This window comes from Seohaeicola sp. 4SK31, assembly GCF_028802875.1.
Taxonomy (GTDB): Bacteria; Pseudomonadota; Alphaproteobacteria; order Rhodobacterales; family Rhodobacteraceae; genus Seohaeicola.
Window position 1 is genome coordinate 1 of the sequence record NZ_JARAMP010000013.1, and the last position, 15,803, is coordinate 15,803.

At 64.5% G+C, this 15,803-nt stretch carries 18 protein-coding genes; 9 read left to right on the forward strand and 9 right to left on the reverse strand.

What is annotated here, in order from left to right:
- The first annotated feature begins 197 nt into the window (after window positions 1–197).
- Both PVW27_RS11975 and PVW27_RS11980 read left to right on the forward strand, forming a co-directional pair.
- Window positions 198–1,385 (forward strand): HlyD family efflux transporter periplasmic adaptor subunit, encoded by a 1,188-nt coding sequence (locus PVW27_RS11975; RefSeq protein ID WP_274558006.1) that lies wholly within the window; start codon window positions 198–200, stop codon window positions 1,383–1,385.
- An 85-nt stretch (window positions 1,386–1,470) separates the two neighbouring features.
- A complete protein-coding gene (locus PVW27_RS11980) occupies window positions 1,471–1,995 on the forward strand; it encodes an alkylphosphonate utilization protein (protein WP_274558008.1) in 525 nt (174 codons plus the stop codon).
- Window positions 1,996–2,010: 15 nt separating this feature from the next.
- Here PVW27_RS11980 and dtd read toward each other — a convergent pair whose 3' ends face one another.
- Window positions 2,011–2,448, reverse strand: coding sequence for a D-aminoacyl-tRNA deacylase (gene dtd, locus PVW27_RS11985; RefSeq protein ID WP_274558010.1), 438 nt, complete (start codon window positions 2,446–2,448; stop codon window positions 2,011–2,013).
- A 121-nt stretch (window positions 2,449–2,569) separates the two neighbouring features.
- On the opposite strand from dtd, the gene PVW27_RS11990 reads away from it, so the two are divergent.
- Window positions 2,570–2,986: an Hsp20/alpha crystallin family protein gene (locus PVW27_RS11990; RefSeq protein ID WP_274558011.1), complete on the forward strand. Its 417-nt coding sequence runs from the start codon at window positions 2,570–2,572 to the stop codon at window positions 2,984–2,986.
- A 90-nt stretch (window positions 2,987–3,076) separates the two neighbouring features.
- Here the strand turns inward: PVW27_RS11990 and PVW27_RS11995 are convergent, their stop codons facing one another.
- The 7 genes from PVW27_RS11995 to PVW27_RS12025 form a co-directional block, all read right to left on the reverse strand.
- Window positions 3,077–3,751, reverse strand: a complete 675-nt coding sequence (locus PVW27_RS11995) for a nitroreductase (RefSeq protein ID WP_274558013.1) — start codon at window positions 3,749–3,751, stop codon at window positions 3,077–3,079.
- Window positions 3,751–4,869: a TFIIB-type zinc finger domain-containing protein gene (locus tag PVW27_RS12000; RefSeq protein WP_274558015.1), complete on the reverse strand. Its 1,119-nt coding sequence runs from the start codon at window positions 4,867–4,869 to the stop codon at window positions 3,751–3,753. The genes PVW27_RS11995 and PVW27_RS12000 overlap by 1 nt, the downstream gene beginning before the upstream one ends.
- A 64-nt stretch (window positions 4,870–4,933) precedes the next feature.
- Window positions 4,934–6,049: an SPFH domain-containing protein gene (locus PVW27_RS12005; RefSeq protein WP_274558017.1), complete on the reverse strand. Its 1,116-nt coding sequence runs from the start codon at window positions 6,047–6,049 to the stop codon at window positions 4,934–4,936.
- Between the two features lie 30 nt (window positions 6,050–6,079).
- A complete protein-coding gene (locus tag PVW27_RS12010) occupies window positions 6,080–7,042 on the reverse strand; it encodes a DUF2927 domain-containing protein (RefSeq protein WP_274558019.1) in 963 nt (320 codons plus the stop codon).
- A gap of 6 nt (window positions 7,043–7,048) precedes the next feature.
- The gene (locus tag PVW27_RS12015; protein WP_274558021.1) at window positions 7,049–8,248 is read right to left on the reverse strand and encodes a toxic anion resistance protein; all 1,200 of its coding nucleotides are present in this window, start codon (window positions 8,246–8,248) and stop codon (window positions 7,049–7,051) included.
- Window positions 8,249–8,332: 84 nt separating this feature from the next.
- Complete coding sequence (locus PVW27_RS12020) at window positions 8,333–9,223, reverse strand: 5-bromo-4-chloroindolyl phosphate hydrolysis family protein (protein WP_274558023.1); 891 nt, start codon at window positions 9,221–9,223, stop codon at window positions 8,333–8,335.
- Between the two features lie 211 nt (window positions 9,224–9,434).
- Window positions 9,435–10,514, reverse strand: coding sequence for a pseudouridine synthase (locus PVW27_RS12025; RefSeq protein ID WP_274558025.1), 1,080 nt, complete (start codon window positions 10,512–10,514; stop codon window positions 9,435–9,437).
- A gap of 61 nt (window positions 10,515–10,575) precedes the next feature.
- On the opposite strand from PVW27_RS12025, the gene PVW27_RS12030 reads away from it, so the two are divergent.
- A complete protein-coding gene (locus PVW27_RS12030; protein WP_274558026.1) occupies window positions 10,576–11,025 on the forward strand; it encodes a nucleoside deaminase in 450 nt (149 codons plus the stop codon).
- Window positions 11,026–11,122: 97 nt separating this feature from the next.
- Window positions 11,123–11,578, forward strand: coding sequence for a DsrE family protein (locus PVW27_RS12035; protein WP_274558028.1), 456 nt, complete (start codon window positions 11,123–11,125; stop codon window positions 11,576–11,578).
- Window positions 11,579–11,640: 62 nt separating this feature from the next.
- Here the strand turns inward: PVW27_RS12035 and PVW27_RS12040 are convergent, their stop codons facing one another.
- Window positions 11,641–12,333 carry a metal-dependent hydrolase gene (locus PVW27_RS12040; RefSeq protein ID WP_274558030.1) on the reverse strand — a complete coding sequence of 231 codons (693 nt, stop codon included), beginning with the start codon at window positions 12,331–12,333 and terminating at the stop codon, window positions 11,641–11,643.
- 219 nt (window positions 12,334–12,552) lie between these two features.
- On the opposite strand from PVW27_RS12040, the gene gatC reads away from it, so the two are divergent.
- From gatC to PVW27_RS12060, 4 genes are all read left to right on the forward strand, one after another.
- Window positions 12,553–12,840, forward strand: coding sequence for an Asp-tRNA(Asn)/Glu-tRNA(Gln) amidotransferase subunit GatC (gene gatC, locus PVW27_RS12045; protein WP_274558032.1), 288 nt, complete (start codon window positions 12,553–12,555; stop codon window positions 12,838–12,840).
- Window positions 12,840–14,327, forward strand: a complete 1,488-nt coding sequence (gene gatA / locus PVW27_RS12050; protein ID WP_274558034.1) for an Asp-tRNA(Asn)/Glu-tRNA(Gln) amidotransferase subunit GatA — start codon at window positions 12,840–12,842, stop codon at window positions 14,325–14,327. Before gatC ends, gatA begins: the two co-directional genes overlap by 1 nt.
- 57 nt (window positions 14,328–14,384) lie before the next feature.
- Window positions 14,385–15,092 carry a hypothetical protein gene (locus PVW27_RS12055; RefSeq protein ID WP_274558036.1) on the forward strand — a complete coding sequence of 236 codons (708 nt, stop codon included), beginning with the start codon at window positions 14,385–14,387 and terminating at the stop codon, window positions 15,090–15,092.
- A 78-nt stretch (window positions 15,093–15,170) separates the two neighbouring features.
- The gene (locus PVW27_RS12060; protein ID WP_274558254.1) at window positions 15,171–15,803 is read left to right on the forward strand and encodes an N-acetylmuramoyl-L-alanine amidase; all 633 of its coding nucleotides are present in this window, start codon (window positions 15,171–15,173) and stop codon (window positions 15,801–15,803) included.

A 15,803-nucleotide genomic window follows, 5' to 3' on the forward strand; every position in this document is an offset into this window, starting at 1 on the left:
TCAGTGACACATCCAAACCAGCATAATGTTCCATAGGTCGTTCTCCTCACGCCTTATATACATGAGGCCAACATACCGGACCTCGTTCGCCACTGGAGAGCGACCGCCGCAATCACACCATGTCGTCTGGCCGTGGATGGTCCGCGTGATCAGGTGCTGGCGCATCTGGCGACCCCGGCTGGCGGGGGGCTGTGAGCATGGCGCTACCGTCGATGACGCTGGCGGCCCAGTTGAACGCGCGGTTGCGCGGTCCCAGTCTGACGATCTGGCTTTGTGCCGGAACGCTGCTGCTGTTTCTGATCTGGTCCAGTCTTGCCTGGGTGGATGAGATCGTGCGCGCCGAGGGCGAGATGATTTCCGCCTCGCGGCCACAGATCATCCAGAACCTCGAGGGCGGTATTCTTGCCGAACTGGCGGTGCGCGAGGGCGATGTGGTGCAGCGCGGCGATGTGCTGGCGCGGTTGCAGGGCACGCAGTTCCGCGCTTCGGTTGATGATCTGGTAGATCAGATCGCCGCGTTGGAGGTTCGCCGCCTGCGGCTTGAGGCGGAACTGGCGGGAAAGACCGATTTCGACGTGCCCGCCGATCTGGCGCTGCGTGATCCGGCGATGCTGGAGTCCGAGCGGTTGCTGTTACAGGCGCGGCAGGCCGATCTGCAAAGCCGCATCGACGGGGCCAGACGTGTTCTGGAGCAGGCGCGGCAGGAAATGCAGATGATGGAGAAGATGCTGGAGCGTCGGATCGTCGCCCTGATCGAGGTGACGCGCGCCCGCAAGGACCATGCCGATGCCCGTGTCCGCCATGACGAGATCGTCACCGGGGCCGCGCTGGAACGGGCGGATGCCTATGCCACGACGCTGCGCGAACTGGCGACATTGCGCCAGAACCTCAAGGCCAGTCAGGATCAGTTGACGCGCACGGAACTGGTCAGTCCGATGCGCGGTATCGTCAAGGCCGTGTCCGTGACGACTATCGGCGGTGTGGTCAGGCCGGGCGAGGAGATCCTCCAGATCATTCCTCTGGACGAGGAGCTGTTTGTCGAAGCCCGCGTGCGCCCCGAGAACATCGCCAATATCCGTCCGGGACAGCCTGCGACGATCAAGCTGACCGCCTATGATTACACGATCTACGGCACGCTCAAGGGCACGGTGGATGTGATTTCGGCGGATACGTTCAAAGACGACCGCGCCCGCGACCCCGAGGCGGCAGCCCATTACCGGGTCACGCTGCGGCTGGACAAGGACAACCTGTCGGGGCGGCAGGCTTCGGTCCAGGTCAGGCCCGGCATGCAGGCGTCGGTCGAGTTGCACACGGGGTCCAAGACCGTGCTGCAATATCTGCTTAAGCCGCTCTACAAATCGCGCGAGGCATTCCGCGAGCCGTAGGGCGTGATGCGCCACGGGGCGATTGGCCCTTGGCCTTGGGGGTGGCGGGGCGCATAAGCGGGCTGAGCGATGAAAGGCCCGATCCATGAGCACTCCCTGCGCCCTGTGTGGCACACCGTCCATCACCACCCATGTGGTGGCCCCGTCCGAGGTCGAGGTCGCCCTGTGCGCGCCGTGCCATGCAGGCGTGACCGAGGGGCCGGTCGATGGCCCGCACTGGCGCTGTCTGGGCGATGCGGTTTGGAGCGGTGATGCCGCCGTGCAGGTGCTGGCCTGGCGTCTGCTGCACCGGATCGACGCCGTCTGGGCGCGCGATTTGCTGGATATCGTCTATCTGGAGCCGGATGTGCAGGTCTGGGCCGAGGCCGGGATGGGCGGGGGTGAACAACCCTCGGACATCATTCACCGCGACAGCAACGGGACCATACTGGCGCAGGGCGACACCGTCTATCTGATCAAGGACCTGCCAGTCAAAGGCGCGGGTTTCACGGCCAAGCGGGGCACGGCGGTGCGGGGCATCTCGCTTGTGGCTGACAATGCCGGACAGATCGAAGGCCGGGTGGACGGGCAGCGGATCGTTATCCTGACCGCCTTCGTCAAGAAGTCCTGAGCGGGCGCGCGCCGGTCACAGATCCAGCCAGATGGTCACCGGACCGTCATTGACCAGTTCCACGGCCATGTCAGCGCCGAATTCTCCGGTCTCGGTCGGGATTCCCAGCGCGGTCAGGCTGGCTGCGAAATGGGTGTAGAGGCGCCGCCCATCCTCGGGCGCGGCTGCGGCCGAGAAGCCGGGCCGGTTGCCGCGTGACGTGTCGGCGGCCAGCGTGAACTGGCTGACGACCAGCGCGGACCCGCCCGTGTCGAGAATCGAGCGGTTCATCCGCCCTTCGTCATCCTTGAATATCCGCAGCTTGGCGATCTTGGCGGCCATCTGGCCGGACTGATCTTCGGTATCGCCCTGCATGGCGCAGATCAGGATCATCAGGCCCGGTCCGCATTGGCCGATCTGGTGCCCGCCTGTGCTGACGGCCGCGCGGGTGACCCGCTGGATGAGGGCGCGCATGGGGTGGTTCCTTTCGATTCAGCCTGTCTGAGTAAGCCGGGATTTGACGCGGATCAAGGCGAAGCTGTGCAGGCTTTGGTAGATTGACGGCATTGCAGATCAACTTGAGGAGGATGTTTCCATGGTCGAGAAAACCAATCCCGCCGGGCTTTGGCCGTCGCTGACCGAACCGTTTCGCAGCATCGGGACACGCATGGCCGACTGGCTGGCCCCGGCCTCTGACGCCTCGACCGACGGCGAGGCTTATCGGATCACGGTGGAGTTGCCGGGTGTTGAGGAAAAGGACATCGACATATCGGTGCAGGAGGGGATGATCACCGTCAAGGGCGAGAAATCATCCAGCCGCGAGGACAAGGGCGACACCTGGTTCTTCAGCGAGCGGCAGTATGGGGCGTTCAGCCGCACGTTCCGCGTGCCTGCCGATGCCCATGCTGACAAGGTCGAAGCCGATCTGAAGGATGGTGTGCTGACCATCAGCATTCCCAAGAAAGCCCCACAGGAGGCGAAAAGCACCAAGGTGCAGATCAAGAAAAGCTGAGGCTGAAAAAGATGGGGGGCTGGCGGCCCCCCGCCCCTGCGGGACTCCCCCCGCGGATATTTGCAGCAAGAAGAAGGCGGCGGGCGAGGGTCAGCCGCGCATGTCGAGAACTTCGGACAGCGGTGCGCGTTCGGTGCGGAAGGCGTTGGCGGGGTGGTCAGTATCCTCGAGCCCGAAGGAGATGGCGCAGAGGATCTGACGGTGTTCGGGGATGCCGAACCAGTCGCGCAGGAAGGGGGCCTGGGCCGCCACGGCGGCCTGGGGGATCGAGGCCACGCCGCGCGCCTGTGCGGCGAGGGTGAAGAGGGCGACGAAACCGCCGCTGTCCATTGCGCCATAGGGGCCAAGATCCGCCTCGGTCGTCACGATCGCCACATGGGGCGCGCCGAAGAGGCGGTAGTTTTCCAGCATCTGGGCCTGCGTTCCGGCGCGGTCCTCCTTGGGGATGCCGAGGCTGTCATAGAGCTGGAAGCCGCAGGTGCGGCGGCGGTCGCGGTAGACGCCTGTGTATTGGCGCGGCCATTCCAGATCGGGTTTCGGGGGCTGGCTGGTCGCCGCAGCGTAGAGGGCATCGCGAAAGCGGTCGGTTTCCGCCGCGCGGGTGACGATCACCTGCCAAGGCTGCGCGTTGCACCATGAGGGCACCCGGCCGGCGCTGGTGACGATATCCGCGATCACGTCATCGGGCAGCGGATCGGGGCGGAAGGCGCGGCAGCTGTGGCGGGCCTTCAGAAGCGCATCGAGGGTTGCGGCGGCATCGGTCATCACATCAGTCCTTCGTTGAGGGCGATCCCGTAGCCGATAGCCCCGGCGACCAAAGCGCCAAGGATCACGGCAAAGGTGATCTTCCAGGCCGACCAGGGCCGTTCACCCTGCACCCGCCCGGTCGCGCCATTGACCACGAAACGATAGGTCTGGCCACGGTATTTGTAGGCTGCCAGCCAGACCGGCAGCAGGATATGCTTGAAGGTCACGTCGCTGATCGCTGTGTCGATATTGCTGATGCGCTGCTGGTCGCCGCCGATATCGAAGCGCACATCGCGTTCGATCACGCGGTCCATCTTTTCGCGCGCCAGACCGAAGCCGGTTTCCAGATCGACCGTATAGCCTTCGGCGCGGAAACCGGCCAGAAATTCGGGGCGGTAGGGTTGCAGGGCGGAGAGGTCCCAAGGTTCCAGCCCTTCGGTATAGCGGCGCGGGAGCGAGCTTGCGGCCAGCACCAGAACGTCGTCGAACCAGCGCTTCACGCGGCCCGAAACCGGCGTCCAGCGGATACGGGGCACCTGCTGGCGCACGGCCTTGCCGTCACGCATCACGGTGATGGTTTCATAGTAGACGGTGCCGCGCTGGCCGGAGTAGCGGCTTTGGGTATCGGCGTCGAAGGTCCAGTAAGGCACATAGATGCCGGACATGGCGCGACCCTTGCGGGCATAGTCCTGAAGCCCGTTCGGTGCGAACCACAGCTTGCCCAGCCAATCGGTCATCGCCGCCCGCGCGGCGCGTTCATCCAGAGCGAAGGGCAAGACCGCGCGGGGCTTGATATGGCGGTGCGTGCCGGTATCGGCGACCAGAGGCGTGGCGCAGAAGGGGCATTCCAACGCATGCACGGCGGGATCGAATTCGACCTGCGCGCCGCAATTGGTGCAGCTCGAGATGCGTGTCTCCTCGATCTCGGAGGCGGGCAGGCTTTGCGACAGGGCCGCGTTGAAATCCAGCTCCTTCAGCGCGCCGGACCATGGACCGGGTGCCGCGATCTGCTGGCGATGTCCACAATGGTCGCAGACCAGCGCGCCTTCGCCCGGCGCAAAGCGGTAGTCTGCGCCACAGGCCTCGCAGGGGAAGCGGTGCTCCTGAACGGGTCCTGTGTCGGCGGTCTGGGTCATGCGGCAACGGGTCTTTCATCGCCCCGCCCGAGGGCGGGGGTGCGGCGGCAGGGCGGGTGGGGCATCACGCGGCGGGTGGTGGCGGTGGGGGCGGCGGCATGATGGTGAAAAGCTGCGCGAGTTCTGCCACATCCTCGGCCCGCATCCACCCGTCCTGACCGGGGGTCCAGACAAGGCTGTCGCGGGTCAGGGTGCCGTCGGTGGCCATGCGGCCCATCGAGGCTTTGGAGAAGGGACCCTTGGTCGCGCCGTTTTCCGCGATATGCCAGACATGCTCGATCGGTGGCGGCGGTGGCGCGGCGGTCGCGGGGGCGGCCCCCCATGGGCCCTGCTGGGTCATCTGGTTGGCCATCGCCATGCCCATCCCCATGCCAAGCCCCGCGCCCATGCCGCCTCCGCCTGACGGATTGGCTGCGGCGGCTGTCATCGCCTCGGCTGCGGAATACTGGGTGAAACGGCCCAGATCGCCGGCGATGCCCATCGAGGTGCGCTTGTCCAGCGCCGCCTCGACCGCGGGGGGCAGGGAGATATTCTCGATATAGAGTTCGGGGATGGTCAGACCGTAAGAGGCGACGGTGGCCGAAATCTGGCTGGCTACCAGCTTGCCGAGTTCTGCGGTATTGGCGGCCATATCGAGCACCGGGATGCCCGAGGAGGCGAGCACGCGGCTGACTTCCTGCACGATCACGTTGCGGATCTGGAAGGTGATCTCGTCCGCGGTGAATTCGCCATCGGTGCCGACGATTTCGGACATGAAGCGGGCCGGGTCGGTGACGCGCACGGAATAGGTGCCGAAGGCGCGCAGACGCACGGGGCCGAATTCCGGGTCCCGCGCGATGATCGGGTTCTTGGTGCCCCATTTCAGATCGTTGAAGCGGGTGGTGTTGACGAAATAGATTTCCGACTTGAACGGAGATTTGAAGCCGTGATCCCAGTGGTTCAGACTGGTCAGGATCGGCATGTTGTTGGTTTCCAGCATGTAGAGGCCGGGGGTGAAGGTATCGGCCAGCTGACCTTCGTGGATGAAGACGGCGGCTTGTCCTTCGCGCACTGTCAGTTTGGCGCCGTATTTGATCTCGTGGCCTTCGCGCTCGAAGCGCCAGACCATCGTATCCCGGCTGTCATCCGTCCAGTGGATGACGTCAATGAACTGTCCGCGGAGAAAATCGAAAATGGGCATGGGGCACTCCTTCGGTTCACTGGGTCCGGATCATATCGATCCGCCCAACAATTCTTCTGCCATTTTGGCAATGATCGGTCGGGCCCTGTCCAGCGTCATGCCGGGAGACAGGCGCGGGTCATAGAGCATTTGCAGCAAAAGCTCGTCATGGCGGGTCAGCAGCGCGAATTCGTCATCGTCGTTGAAGATCGACGGGCGCGCGCGTGGTGTGTCATTGGCAAGCCCAAGCCCCTGAGCCATTTCCTCGTGGATACAGGAGTCGCGCAAGAGGTCGGGATGCTCGTCCCGGATCACGACAATGGCCTGACGGTAGGCATGCGAGTCGAGGCCGCCGACAGAAAAGGCCATTACGAAGCAATGGATCTGTCGGGGCAGATTGCGAAAGACCGACAGCGCCCCGTTGCTGATGCCGGGCACCAATTGGCGGGCGCGTTGCGCCAGAAGGTCTGTGTCGTCCTGACCATAGAACAGAATGTGCATGTTCGGACGGGCGTCATCCATCGTGATCGGATGCCTGCTGGCCCGCGCAAGGCGTGCGGCGTAGTCGCGCACGCTGCGTGTATCGGTCTGGCGTCTGTCCGAGGGGACGGAAGGGCCGAATTCCACGCTGACGCGGACAGGATCGCTCCAGCGGCGCAAGGGCACCGGCCGGCCGGATGAGGCGCGCAGGCCCGCGCCCCGCTCGTATTCGTCGAAGAAGGCGATGAGTTCGAAGTTGCGGGCCAGATCGCGCGCGCCGAAGGGTGTGTCGCGCCCACCCGCGTCTGTGCGCAACAGGCCCTGCGACCGCAGGTCCGTTTCAAGCCGCTGGTAGTAGACCGCCAGAGCGCGGCTGGCCTCGGAAGGTTCCGTGCTGGGGGCCTGTGCTGGCGGCTGCGGTGGGCGGGGCACGCCTGTCAGAGCGCCGCCCCCCGAGGGGACGGTCGCGTCACAGGCCGCCAGCAGCAATGCGCCAGCCAGCAAGCCCCATTTCCTGCCTGCGTTCTGGCGCATTCCGTCTTAGCCCCGTGGAACGGCGGTGCCCGCCGTATCGCCCAAGCCGGTCTTGCGCGCCTTGGCCGAGGCCAGGGTGTCACGCAGCTCCGCTTCCATCTTCTTCAGCTCAACCTCGGCGGCGGCGCGGCGGGCCTTGCCCTCGTCCGCGATCTGAAGGCTTTCGTTGATGGTCGCGATCAGGTCGGCATTGGCCTGTTTCACGGCTTCGATGTCAAAGACGCCGCGTTCCATTTCCTCGCGGATGACCTTGTTGCTGTCGCGCAGGTTCTTGGCATTGGCGGTCAGCAATTCGTTGGTCAGGTCATTGGCGTCGCGCACGGCGCGGGCGGCTTCGGCGCTGCGCTGGATGGTGACGGCCTGCGCCAGTTGGGTTTCCCACAGCGGCACAGTGTTCACGAGGGTCGAGTTGATCTTGGTGACAAGGCTCTTGTCGTTTTCCTGAACCAGACGAATGGAGGGCAGGGATTGCATCGTCACCTGACGGGTCAGTTTCAGGTCATGCACGCGGCGTTCCAGATCGTCGCGCGCGGCGCGGATGTCGCGCAGCTCTTGCGCTGTCATTACCTGATCATTCTCGGGCGCGGCCTGAACCTCGGCCTCCTTGGCGGGGATGGTGGTGGTGTCCAGTTCCTTGATCTTGGCTTCACCGGCGGCGATGTAGAGCGCCAGTTCGTCGTAGAAATTCAGCGTCTTGTCGTAGAGGATGTCCAGCGACTTGATGTCTTTCAGCAGCTTGTGCTCGTGACCCAAAAGATCCTCGGTCACCTTGTCGATCTGGGCCTGCACCTTTTCGAAGCGCGCGGTGAACTGGGCGAAGGGCGCGGCGCGGCCCAACAGTTTTTCCCACCAGCTCCGCTCGCGGCGCACGTCCAGTTCGGACACCGAGAAGCCCCGGATGGTCGAGACGATGTTCCGCAGGCTGTCACCTGCCGGTCCCACATCCTTGTTGCGCACATCCGTCAGCATGGCCTGACTGATGGTCTGCAATTCCGCCTGCGCGCGCGATCCGAAAGAGACGATGGATTGCGTATTGCTCATGTCCAGTTCGGCCATGCGCCGCGTGATCTCGGCGCTCAGACCGGGATCGGCCTGTTCCAGCGCCACGATGGCCGTGGCAGGCCCCGGTTCGGGCAGGACGGTGGCTGTCACTTCCTCGACCATGGCGAGGGTCTCCTGGGCCTTGCGGCGGGTGGTGTCAGACATGGCGGTTCCCTTTCATGGAGTGTCCCCTTCCGGCGAGGGGGCGACTGATACAAATACGGTGCCCGACCAGATACGCGGCCGGGTCTATTCTTGTGGATGCACACCCTCACGGTCCAGCCGTTCGCGCAATACTTCGATTTCGACGGTCAGGTCGCTGCGGTCATCAAGCAACAATTTTTGCGTGCGGGCGGCGAAATTCTGCTCAAGATCGGTCAGCAGCGCCTCGTAATCGGCGCGGGCTTGCGGGTCGCGGTTGCGGGACCAGATCTCGGTGAACTTGACGGTCGCGTCGCGTGCGCCCAGCAGATAGACGCTGAGATACTTGCGTGCGGCTGTCAGGTCACGCGGATCGTTCTCGACCGTGCGGAACAGGTCGCGGGCGACGGTCTGGAAGCGTTCGAGCCGGGCCATCAACTGACGGTCCCCTGCGCGCAGCATGGCGTCGGTCATGGCAGCCAGATGTTTCTCGGCCTCGTCCACGGCGCGGGCGACGCGGTCGGTCTGGAATGTGTCGATGCCTTCCGCGCCCTTGTCGCGCAGGGGGTCAGGCCCGAAGGCCAGGAAATGCAGCACGGTGCCGACGACGGCATAGGCGGCGGGGGCCATGAATTCGCCCGCAGCGGCAAAGCCTGCGATGCCAAGGCCGATCCCTGTCAGCAGACTGCCCGCGATCTTGCGCGGAAAGGCGGGGCGGCGGGCCACCTTGCGCGCCTCGTAGGCTTCCTGGGCGATCAGCCCCTCGCGGGTCAGCCATGCGGCCAGAAGCAGGGTGCCGAGTGCGCCGAGATTCAGCACGAGCCCGGTGGGGCCTGTGGTGAAGGCCGCCCAAGCCAGCGGCAGCGGCGCCAGAAACAGAAGGTTGACGCGTCCGCCCGCCCGTGTCCGTCTTGCCCCCTGAAACGCGCCCTTGCGCGCGGGGGGCAGGGGCTGACCCTTTCCGTCCGGACTGTGAGGTCCACCGAACCGCTGGGCCATCACACGCCCCCTGCGATCGAAACGTAGAGGATGAGGACGATCAGCAAGGTGAAAGAGAGTTTCTGCAATCCCGTCTCGGACATGTTGCCCCTTCCATCCCGACATTCACTTCGAAAGTTAGGGGATGATCCCTTTGGATACTAGGGGGAAGTGTCGATTCTCCCGTCCGATTGCGCTTGCCGCAGGGGCACGGCGCGGCATGGCCCCGGTTTCAGCCGCGTGTCGGTTTGGGACGCGGCTTGGTGGGGCGGATCACCCTGGCTGGACGGGCCGGACCTTCGGACGCGGGCTTTTCACCACGCGGGCTGCGGGGTGGTTCGGCTTTGCCGTTGCGGTCCGGTTTGCGGGACCGTTCCGGTTTGCCGGTCGTGTCGGGTTTTGGGTGTCCGGGTCTGCCTGGACCGGGCTTGCCGGGGCGTGCGGGTCTGGTGCCGGGGCGTGTGGGGCGTTCACCAAAGACATCGGCCTCGCTGGGTGTATCACGTGGTTTGTTGCGTCGCACGACAGGTTTTCGGGGTTTTGTTGTGCCATCTGGTGTTTCGACATCATCTTTCGTGTCAAGGCCCAGTTGGTCGCGCAACACGCGCCGTCTGATTTCTTCTACGGCACCCGGTTTCAACTGGCCCAGTTGGAACGGGCCATAGGACACACGGATCAGGCGGTTCACCACAAGTCCCACGGCTTCCATCGCGCGGCGGATCTCGCGGTTCTTGCCCTCGCGCAGACCCACGGTCAGCCAGGCATTGGCCCCGATCTGGCGGTCCAGCGTCACGATCATCGGCTGAAAGTCCTCGCCATCGGCGGTGATGCCTTTGCGCAGCGGTTCCAGTTGCGGCTCGGTCACGCGGCCATTCACGCGCACACGGTATTTGCGCAGCCAGCCGGTTGAGGGCAGTTCCAACTGCCGTTTCACAGCGCCGTCGTTTGTCAGCAGCAGCAGACCTTCGGAATTCAGGTCAAGCCGGCCGACCGACATCACGCGCGGCATGTCTTCGGGCAGGTCGTCATAGATCGTGGCGCGGCCTTGCTCGTCGCGCGTCGTCGTCACCAGACCAGTGGGCTTGTGATAGAGCCACAGACGCGCGGGTTCGGGCGCGTCCAGTGGTTTGCCGTTGACCACGATCTTGTCGGCGGGGGTCACGTTCAGGGCGGCGCGGGTGATGACCTCTCCGTTGACTGTGACGCGACCGGTTTCGATCAGCTTTTCAGCCTCGCGGCGGCTGGCGATACCGGCGCGGGCGATGACCTTGGCGATGCGTTCGCCGGCGGGAGGGGTTGGCTTCTGGCTCATGCCACGGGGTTAGCCCAGAATCAGGACTTGCGAAAGCGCAGATCGCGCGGCAGGGAAGAGCATGGAGTTCAAAAGCCATATGTCGCTTGCGCTGGAGGAGGCGCGTGCCGCCGCGCAGCGTGGCGAGGTGCCTGTGGGCGCGGTGCTGGTGGACCCGCAGGGCCGGGTTCTGGCGCAGGCGGGCAACCGCACGCGCGCGTTGAACGATCCCACCGCACATGCCGAGATGCTGGTGATCCGCGAGGGCTGTCGTGTGCTGGGGTCAGAGCGGCTGACGGGATGCGATCTCTATGTCACGCTGGAGCCTTGCCCGATGTGTGCGCAGGCGATCTCGGCGGCGCGTGTCGCCCGGCTTTACTATGGGGCGGCGGACCCGAAAAGCGGAGGCGTGGCGCAAGGGCCGCGGATATTCACCCATCCGCAATGCCATCATGTCCCAGAGGTCTATGACGGGATCGGCGGGGATGAGGCGGCGTTGCTGTTGCGGGCGTTCTTTGCCGACCGGCGCTGATGGATATGGCTGATTAATTCCGTTCGCGGAATATGTCTTGCCTTACGGAGGTGGCTTTGCAAGTCTGCCCCTGCAAATGTCTCAGGGAGGATGACAGATGATGATGACCCCGATCCGTGCCGTGACCCGCCTCATGGCAACGCTGGCGGCCCTTGTGCTTGGTGCGCAACTGGCGCTGGCCGAGGCGCAGCACAAGGTGGCGATCCATGTGGATGAAGAAAACGTCAGCACCATGAACATGGCGCTGAACAATGCGGCCAATATCGCCAAACATTATGGCGATCTGGGCGAGGAGGTGGTGATCGAGATCGTCACCTACGGTCCCGGTCTTCACATGCTGCGCGCTGATACATCGCCGGTGAAGGACCGTATCGCCACGATGGCGCTGGAGATGGACAATATCAGCTTTTCCGCCTGCCTGAACACGGTCGAGGCGATGAAGCAGAAATCGCAGAAGGACGTGCCGCTGATCAGCGAGGCGAGTGTCGTGCCATCGGGTGCGGTGCGGCTGATGGAGTTGCAGAAGGATGGATATGCCTATCTGCGCCCCTGAGGGTTGCAGAATGGCGTGACAGGACCCGGCGGCTCGCTCCGCCGGGTTTTTTCATGGGCTGATCAGATTTCGATCGCCTGCATCACCTGAGGTTCGATCACATCCACGTCGGGCAGGGCGTCGATCAGCACCTGCGCCGATTGCTCCAGAAGCGGGAAGGTGCGGTAGTGGCAGGGGATCACGGTCTTGAAATCGAAGAAGGTCTTTGCGGCATAGGCGGCACGGCGCATGTCCATTGTGAAATGGCCGCCTGCGGAGAGGATGCCGATGTCGGGTTTGTGCAGATCGTGGAAGATCTTCATGTCGGACATCACGTCCGTATCGCCCGAAACATAGATCGAATGGCCCTCAGCCTCGATGATGAAGCCGCATTCGGTGCCTGCGATGCGTGGCCCGTCAGGGCTGGCGAAGGTCGAGGAATGCAGGGCGTTGACCATCGTGACCTTGACCCCGTCCAAATCGACGGTGCCACCCTTGTTGAAACCCACGGTCTCGATCTTCTCATGCTCGGCCCAGTGGCTCATCAGGTCGTATTGACCGACCACGGGGACGCCATGCTTGCGCGCAAGATCCAGAACATCGGCGACATGGTCAAAATGGCCATGGGTCAGCAGGATGTGGGTCGCGCCCTGGGTGGCGGCGGCGTGCTGATCCGCGTCCAGCATCGGGTTGCCTGTCAGCCAGGGGTCCAGCAGCAGGACCTTGCCTGCGATCTCGAACCGGAAAGAGCCGTGGCCCAGCCAGATGATCTTCATGTCGTTCCTCCTTGGGTGTTTGCGGGGCAGAGCCTAGCATGGCGGTCCGGTTTGACCAGAGCCGGGGTGCGGGCGGCGTGCGTCGCTTGCGTATTTGAAGAACGATGAAAGGGCGGGCGCTGTCCTTGATGTGACCGGATTTGCTGCCGCAGATGCTTGCGGGCAGGGGCGGTGGGCGCTAAACGCATCTGCAACCTGACCGCAGACCGGAGACCCGTCATGTCGATCGCACCCGAAACCGCCGCCCGCGTGGCCAAGCTGGCCCGTATCAAGGTCGAGCCAGAGGCGCTGCCGGCGCTGGCCGCCGAGTTCAATACGATCCTCGGGTTCATCGAGCAATTGAACGAGGTGGATGTGGAGGGGATCGAGCCGATGACATCGGTCACGCCCATGCGCCTGAAATGGCGCGCGGATGTGGTGACGGATGGGGATCAGCAGGCGCAGATCCTGAAGAACGCGCCCGATGCGCGCGAGGGCTTTTTCGCGGTGCCGAAGGTGGTGGAATAATGAGCGAACTGACCAAACTGACGCTGGCCGAGGCGCGCGACAAGCTGCGCGCCCGTGAGGTGACGAGCCTTGAATTGACCGAGGCGTGCCTGACGGCGATCGAGGGGGCAGGGGCGCTGAACGCTTTTGTCCATCATACGCCCGAGATTGCCCGTGATCAGGCCCGCGCGGCGGATGCGCGGCTGGCGGAGGGCGATGCGCCTGCGATGTGCGGGCTGCCCATCGGGGTGAAGGATCTGTTCTGCACCAAGGGCGTGCCAAGTCAGGCGGCCAGCCGGATTCTGGAAGGGTTTCTGCCGGAATACGAATCCACCGTGACCAGTCAGTTGTTCGATGCCGGCGCGGTCATGCTGGGCAAGCTGAACATGGACGAATTCGCCATGGGTTCGTCGAACGAGACATCCTGCTATGGCAATGTCGTCAATCCCTGGCGGCGTGGCAATGACGACACGGCGCTGACGCCGGGCGGATCGTCGGGCGGGTCGGCGGCGGCTGTGGCGGCGGATCTGTGTCTGGCCGCGACCGGCACGGATACGGGCGGGTCGATCCGTCAGCCTGCGGCCTTTACCGGCATCGTGGGCATCAAGCCGACCTACGGGCGTTGCTCGCGCTGGGGGATCGTGGCGTTTGCCTCCTCGCTCGATCAGGCGGGGCCGATGACCAAGACGGTGCGCGATGCGGCGATCATGCTGGGCGCGATGTGCGGGCATGACCCCAAGGACAGCACCAGCGCCGATCTGGCCGTGCCGGATTTCGAGGCGATGCTGACCGGCGACATTCGTGGCAAGGTCATCGGTATTCCCAAGGAATATCGGATGGACGGGATGCCCGCCGAGATCGAAAAGCTGTGGGCGGATGGCACCGCCATGCTCAAGGCTGCAGGGGCCGAGATCCGCGAGATCAGCCTGCCGCACACGAAATACGCGCTGCCCGCCTATTACGTGATCGCCCCTGCCGAGGCGTCGTCGAACCTCGCGCGGTATGACGGGGTGCGCTATGGCCACCGCGCCAAGATCGCGCAGGGCGATGGCATCACGGAAATGTATGAAAAGACCCGCGCCGAAGGGTTCGGCCATGAGGTGCAGCGTCGCGTGATGGTGGGAACCTATGTGCTCTCGGCCGGGTTCTATGATGCCTATTACAACCGTGCGCGCCGCGTGCGGGCCTTGATCAAGCGTGATTTCGACGAGGTGTTCGCCGCCGGGATCGACGCGATCCTGACGCCCGCCACACCATCGGCCGCCTTCGGTCTGGGCGAAATGCAGGATGCCGATCCGGTGCAGATGTATCTGAACGATGTGTTCACCGTTACGGTGAACCTTGCGGGGCTGCCGGGCATCGCCGTGCCTGCCGGAACGGACGCGCAGGGGCTGCCGCTGGGTCTGCAACTGATCGGGCGGCCGTGGGAAGAGGGCGATCTGCTGAACACCGCCTATGCGCTTGAGCAGGCGGCGGGTTTTGTGGCCAAGCCTGGCAAATGGTGGTAATCGACCGGCTTGCACCCATGGGACAGCCGGTCCGGGTAGGATGGGTATGAGGCAGAGATGACAAAGCAGACACGTGCGACGACGGTCCTTTCAATGATTGCGCTTGGCGTGGTGGCGGCATGTGCGCCACAGGTGCCGGATAGCGGCGCGGGGGTGGGATTCGAGTCTTATTCCGACTATCAGGCGCGGCAATCCCAGCAGTTGCAGGGGCAATCGTTGCCGGCGCCCGCCACGGTGTCCAGCGCGCCGCTGGGCAGCACTGCCCCGCTTGATCCCGATGCGCAACTGGCCGCCGATACGGCGGCGGCGCTGAACTCGGGCCGCGCGCCTCTGGAGGCCAGCCCCTCCAACCCCGCGCCCGTTGCGGTCAATGCGGCCGGGATCAGTCAGGAAAACGATTTCGAAGAAGTCTCGGAACTGCGCAGCATCGAAAGCGATGCCGCAGCGATTGCCCGCAACCGGGCGCAATATGTCGTCGTCCAGCCTACGGAACTGCCGCGCCGCAGCGGCGATGGCGGGCCGAACATCGTGGAATATGCGATCCGCACGACCAATCCCAAAGGCGTCTCCCTGTATCGGCGCAGCTCTCTCAATTTCCAGAACTACGAACGCAACTGTGCCGAGTACCCCTCGGCGGATCAGGCCCAGATCGACTTTCTGGCGCGTGGCGGGCCGCAGCGCGACCGTCGTGGGCTTGATCCGGACGGGGATGGTTTCGCCTGTGACTGGGACCCGCGTCCCTTCCGCTCTGCCGTGCAGAACTGAGGCTTGGGCGGGGTCGTGACGATCCTGTCCCGTCCGTCCCCCAATCATGGGCCGCGCCGCGGCGGCGCGCGGCCTGATATGGTGGTCATTCACTACACCGCGATGGAGAGCGCCGGGGCGGCGCTTGATCGCCTCTGCGACCCTGCGGCCGAGGTGTCGGCGCATTACCTGATCTGCGAGACAGGCGCTATCTGGCGACTGGTGGACGAAGAACAGCGCGCCTGGCATGCGGGCGCGGGGCGTTGGGGGGATGTGACCGATGTCAATTCCCGCTCGATCGGGATTGAACTGGCCAATCGCGGCGATCACCCCTTTGCCGCCGCGCAGATGGATGCGCTTGAGGAACTTTTGACGGGGATCACGGCACGCTGGTCGATCCGGCCAGAGCGCATTATCGGCCATTCCGACATGGCGCCGTTGCGCAAATCCGATCCGGGGCCGAGGTTCGACTGGCGCAGGCTGGCGCGGCGGGGGCTGTCCATATGGCCTGATCCTGACGCCGCCCCACCTCCGGGTGACTTTCTGGCGGATGCGGCGCGGGCGGGTTTTCATGCCCCCGCGGAGTGCCCCGATCCCGCCTTCGCCGTGCTGACGGCGCTGCGCCTGCGGTTCCGGCCGCAGGCATCAGGGCCGCTGGATGCCACGGACCGCGCGATTGCGGCGGATCTTGCCCATCGCTTCCCCGTTGACCGCGCGTCCGGCACTGCTTAA

Bases quoted from the DNA above. Each gene is read 5' to 3' on its own strand.
- PVW27_RS11975 (WP_274558006.1), top strand. From the start codon at position 198: ATGGCGCTACCGTCGATGACGCTGGCGGCCCAGTTGAACGCGCGGTTG.
- PVW27_RS11980 (WP_274558008.1), top strand. From the start codon at position 1,471: ATGAGCACTCCCTGCGCCCTGTGTGGCACACCGTCCATCACCACCCAT.
- dtd (WP_274558010.1), bottom strand. From the start codon at position 2,448: ATGCGCGCCCTCATCCAGCGGGTCACCCGCGCGGCCGTCAGCACAGGC.
- PVW27_RS11990 (WP_274558011.1), top strand. From the start codon at position 2,570: ATGGTCGAGAAAACCAATCCCGCCGGGCTTTGGCCGTCGCTGACCGAA.
- PVW27_RS11995 (WP_274558013.1), bottom strand. From the start codon at position 3,751: ATGACCGATGCCGCCGCAACCCTCGATGCGCTTCTGAAGGCCCGCCAC.
- PVW27_RS12000 (WP_274558015.1), bottom strand. From the start codon at position 4,869: ATGACCCAGACCGCCGACACAGGACCCGTTCAGGAGCACCGCTTCCCC.
- PVW27_RS12005 (WP_274558017.1), bottom strand. From the start codon at position 6,049: ATGCCCATTTTCGATTTTCTCCGCGGACAGTTCATTGACGTCATCCAC.
- PVW27_RS12010 (WP_274558019.1), bottom strand. From the start codon at position 7,042: ATGCGCCAGAACGCAGGCAGGAAATGGGGCTTGCTGGCTGGCGCATTG.
- PVW27_RS12015 (WP_274558021.1), bottom strand. From the start codon at position 8,248: ATGTCTGACACCACCCGCCGCAAGGCCCAGGAGACCCTCGCCATGGTC.
- PVW27_RS12020 (WP_274558023.1), bottom strand. From the start codon at position 9,223: ATGGCCCAGCGGTTCGGTGGACCTCACAGTCCGGACGGAAAGGGTCAG.
- PVW27_RS12025 (WP_274558025.1), bottom strand. From the start codon at position 10,514: ATGAGCCAGAAGCCAACCCCTCCCGCCGGCGAACGCATCGCCAAGGTC.
- PVW27_RS12030 (WP_274558026.1), top strand. From the start codon at position 10,576: ATGGAGTTCAAAAGCCATATGTCGCTTGCGCTGGAGGAGGCGCGTGCC.
- PVW27_RS12035 (WP_274558028.1), top strand. From the start codon at position 11,123: ATGATGATGACCCCGATCCGTGCCGTGACCCGCCTCATGGCAACGCTG.
- PVW27_RS12040 (WP_274558030.1), bottom strand. From the start codon at position 12,333: ATGAAGATCATCTGGCTGGGCCACGGCTCTTTCCGGTTCGAGATCGCA.
- gatC (WP_274558032.1), top strand. From the start codon at position 12,553: ATGTCGATCGCACCCGAAACCGCCGCCCGCGTGGCCAAGCTGGCCCGT.
- gatA (WP_274558034.1), top strand. From the start codon at position 12,840: ATGAGCGAACTGACCAAACTGACGCTGGCCGAGGCGCGCGACAAGCTG.
- PVW27_RS12055 (WP_274558036.1), top strand. From the start codon at position 14,385: ATGACAAAGCAGACACGTGCGACGACGGTCCTTTCAATGATTGCGCTT.
- PVW27_RS12060 (WP_274558254.1), top strand. From the start codon at position 15,171: ATGGTGGTCATTCACTACACCGCGATGGAGAGCGCCGGGGCGGCGCTT.